4 protein-coding genes are annotated in these 3,139 nt (G+C 76.5%); 1 reads left to right on the forward strand and 3 read right to left on the reverse strand.

Annotation, left to right across the window (positions count from 1 at the left end; translation table 11 throughout):
• Positions 1 to 176: 176 nt before the first annotated feature.
• The 3 genes from ABEB16_RS21155 to ABEB16_RS21165 all read right to left on the reverse strand — a co-directional run bounded on the left by ABEB16_RS21155 (position 177) and on the right by ABEB16_RS21165 (position 2,777).
• A complete protein-coding gene (locus tag ABEB16_RS21155) occupies positions 177 to 761 on the reverse strand; it encodes a hypothetical protein (RefSeq protein ID WP_345714155.1) in 585 nt (194 codons plus the stop codon).
• Between the two features lie 106 nt (positions 762 to 867).
• Entirely contained in the window at positions 868 to 2,115 is a 1,248-nt protein-coding gene (locus ABEB16_RS21160) for a globin domain-containing protein (RefSeq protein WP_345714156.1), read from the reverse strand.
• Positions 2,116 to 2,213: 98 nt separating this feature from the next.
• Positions 2,214 to 2,777: a pyridoxamine 5'-phosphate oxidase family protein gene (locus ABEB16_RS21165; protein WP_345714157.1), complete on the reverse strand. Its 564-nt coding sequence runs from the start codon at positions 2,775 to 2,777 to the stop codon at positions 2,214 to 2,216.
• A gap of 139 nt (positions 2,778 to 2,916) precedes the next feature.
• Here ABEB16_RS21165 and ABEB16_RS21170 point away from each other — a divergent pair.
• On the forward strand, positions 2,917 to 3,139 hold a 223-nt coding region (locus ABEB16_RS21170), incomplete at its 3' end, for a universal stress protein (protein WP_345714158.1).

Here is a 3,139-nt window from a genome sequence, read left to right on the forward strand (position 1 = left end):
CGCGGCCTCGCGGGCGGTCGCCGACCGGCTCGGCGCCGGCGAGACGGGCCGCGACCGCGGCGCGGAGCTGCTGCGCGACGGCAGCCGCGACGACTTCGTGCGCTACGACCTGCTGCGCGGGGAGCTGCGCTGAGGCCGGTCCTCCGGGGGGACCACCCCGGAGGACCTCCGCCGGGTCAGCCCGGCAGCAGCCGCCGCGCCACGCCCTGCACCGTGCTGCCGGTCCGGTAGGACTGCACGAGCGCGGAGTTCAGGGCGATGTTCGCGCCGGCGAACACCGGCACGAGGAACTGCGAGATCCGCTGCCGCTGCTGCCAGGACGCCAGCCGTGCGTCGGTGCCCGCGGTGGGCAGGGTGGCGTCCTTGACCTGGACGGGTTCGCCCCGCCCGTGCAGCTCCTCGGCGATCTTCCCGATCTGCATGCCGCTGTAGGCGGCGAACGCCGTGGCGGCCGCCCCGGCCACCGAGACGGCGATCTTCGCCGTCCCCAGCGACGGGTACCCCTCCTGCGCGAGCCAGCGCCCGGAGCTGCTCTTGGTCAGCTTCGCACCCGCCACGAACACCGCCGCGATGCCCGCCCACTCCACCGGCGCGAAGCGGTTCCACGCCGATTCGGCGACGCGGATGCGGTCGATGCCCTGCTGCAGGTCCGCCCCGGACTTGTTCACCCCCGCGACGCCCATCACCGCGCCCCCGAGCCACAGCGCCGACCCGAGGTCGTGCACCGCCTGCGCCAGCGCCTGCCTGTCCGATCCGCTCATGCCGTTCCCTCCGCCGTGCCGCGCGCTGCTCGCGCGGACCCCGCTGCGGGTGGGACTACCCCGTCGGGCCGGAGCCATGCGCCGATGCGGGCGGGGCGGGATCGGCTCAGCCGACGGGCGTGTCGGGGACGTCCTGCGCCCACAGGTCCGGCCCGAACACCTCGTAGCGGATCCGCTCGGCCGGCACGCCGCGCGCCAGCAGCGTGGCGCGGACGTGGCGCATGAAGGGCAGCGGCCCGCAGGTGAAGACCTGCACGCCCTCGGGCAGCGGCACGTCGGAGAGGTCCATGAACCCCTCGCGCGACGTCGTGTCGGCGGGGTCGAGCTGTTCGTACCAGGTGTGCGAGGTGAAGTCGTCGAGCTCGCGCCCGGCGTGCAGGACGGTCTCGCGCAGGGCGTGGTCGGCGGCGGCGCGGTCGGCGTGCGCGACGACGACGGGTCGCTGCGGCTGGGTGCGGGCGATGTGCTCGACGATGGGCAGCACCGTCGTGATGCCGGCCCCGGCGCTGGCCAGCAGCAGCGGGGAGGCGGAGTCCTCCACGACGAAGTCGCCCGCCGGTGCGCTGACGTCGAGCAGGTCCCCCACCGCGACGCGGTCGTGCAGGAAACCGGACACCCGCCCGTCGGGGGCGCCCCCGGTGCCGCGCACCCGCCGGACGGTGATCTGCAGCCGGGTGCCCTGCCGGGTGGAGGAGACGGTGTACTGCCGGGGCTGGCGCTCGCCGTCCGGCAGGTCGACGAACACGGAGACGTACTGCCCCGGCACGATCCTCGGCAGCGGGCCGCCGTCGGCGGGTTCCAGCACCAGGGAGACGACGTCGGAGGTCTCCTGGGCGCGGCGCACCACCCGGTAGGGGCGGGTGGGCTGCGCGGGGTCGATCCCGGCGGCGGCGTAGAGGCGGGCCTCCTCGGCGACGAGCTGGGTGGCGAACAGCCAGTAGACCTCGTCCCAGGCCGCCGCCACCTGCGGCGTCACGGCGTCGCCGAGGACGTCGCCGACCGCGCCGAGCAGGTGGCGGCCCACGATCGTGTACTGCTCGGGCCGGATGCCGAGGGAGACGTGCTTGTGCGCGATGCGCCGCATCACGTGCGCGAAGGAGGGCGCCGCCGGGTCGATGAGCTGCACGGCGTAGGCGACGACGGAGGCGGCCAGGGCGCGGGGTTGCTCGCCGGTGGCCTGGTTGGCCTGGTTGAACGTCCGCAGCAGCTCGGGGTGGGCGGCGAACATGCTGGGGTAGAACCGGGCGGTGATCTGCTCGGCGTGCTCGGCGACGACACCGGCGGTGGCGCGCACGACGGCGGCGGAGCTCTCCGAGAGCAGGGACGTCCGGTCCGGGGACAGGGTGGTGGACACGTGGGACCTCCTCGGGCGGTGCGGGGCGCCGGCGCGGGCCGGCCACCACGAACTCACCCACAGTGATTACTCGGCTGTGACGGGTGCCTGGTCGGTGCTCACTCCACGGGGGCACCGCCCGCCCGCACGTGCGGCAGCTCCCAGCCGGCGGCCGCGGTGACGGCGAAGCGCCTGCCGGAGAGCTCGGTGGGCACCAGCCGGACGAAGTGCGGCTTGCCGCCGGCGTGCCACGGCGCGAGGGGCAGGTCCGCGGTGCCGCGCAGCTCCTCGGTGCGGTGCAGCAGCTGCGCCCGCCCCCGGGCGACGACGCTCCACGCCACCCGGCCGCCGTCGCCGTCGCCGTCGCCGTCGAGGCCACCGGTGCCGTCGAGGCCGTCGAGGCCGTCGGCCTCCAGCGCGACCTCGCCGGCGAGCACGGCGTCGAGCTTGCGCCCCGCAGCGGTGCGGAACACGAGGCTGCCGTGGTCGACGGCCACGTTCACCGGGAACACGTCGGGGGCGCCGTCGACGCAGACGGCCAGCCGGGCCACGGCGGCGGTGCGCAGCAGCGCCCAGCACGCCGCGGTCCCGAGCAGCTCGACGGACGGCTCGACCCCCGCCGGATCGTCCACCTGCTGCGCCGCCGGGCTCTGGTGCGGGTGGGGGCCGCTGTGCTGGTTCACGTCCCCACCCTGCGCCGCGGCGCAGGGTGGGGACAGGGTCCTTGGTCCCGACCGCGGCACCGGGACCTTCGCCCCTGCCCGCCGGTCCGGGAGGGCGCGAGCGTGGGGGCGGCACCGAGGACCACGTGAGGAGCGCGCCATGCCCACCACCGAGATCAGCACCCGACCCACCACCCGGGCGGGCCGGCCGGACCCGCGGCCGGTCGTCGTCGGCGTCGACGGGTCCCCCGACAGCCGGCACGCGCTGGCGCTGGCGGCGCAGGAGGCCGGCCGCGGCGGCTCACCCCTGCACGTGGTGGCCGTCGCGGGGCGGGCGCACCACCACGGCGACGGGGTGCCGTGCCCGCGCTGCGGCCGCGGCC

The organism is Kineococcus glutinatus (genome assembly GCF_039542765.1).
GTDB lineage: Bacteria > Actinomycetota > Actinomycetes > Actinomycetales > Kineococcaceae > Kineococcus_A > Kineococcus_A glutinatus.

Bases quoted from the DNA above. Each gene is read 5' to 3' on its own strand.
- ABEB16_RS21155 (WP_345714155.1), bottom strand. From the start codon at position 761: ATGAGCGGATCGGACAGGCAGGCGCTGGCGCAGGCGGTGCACGACCTC.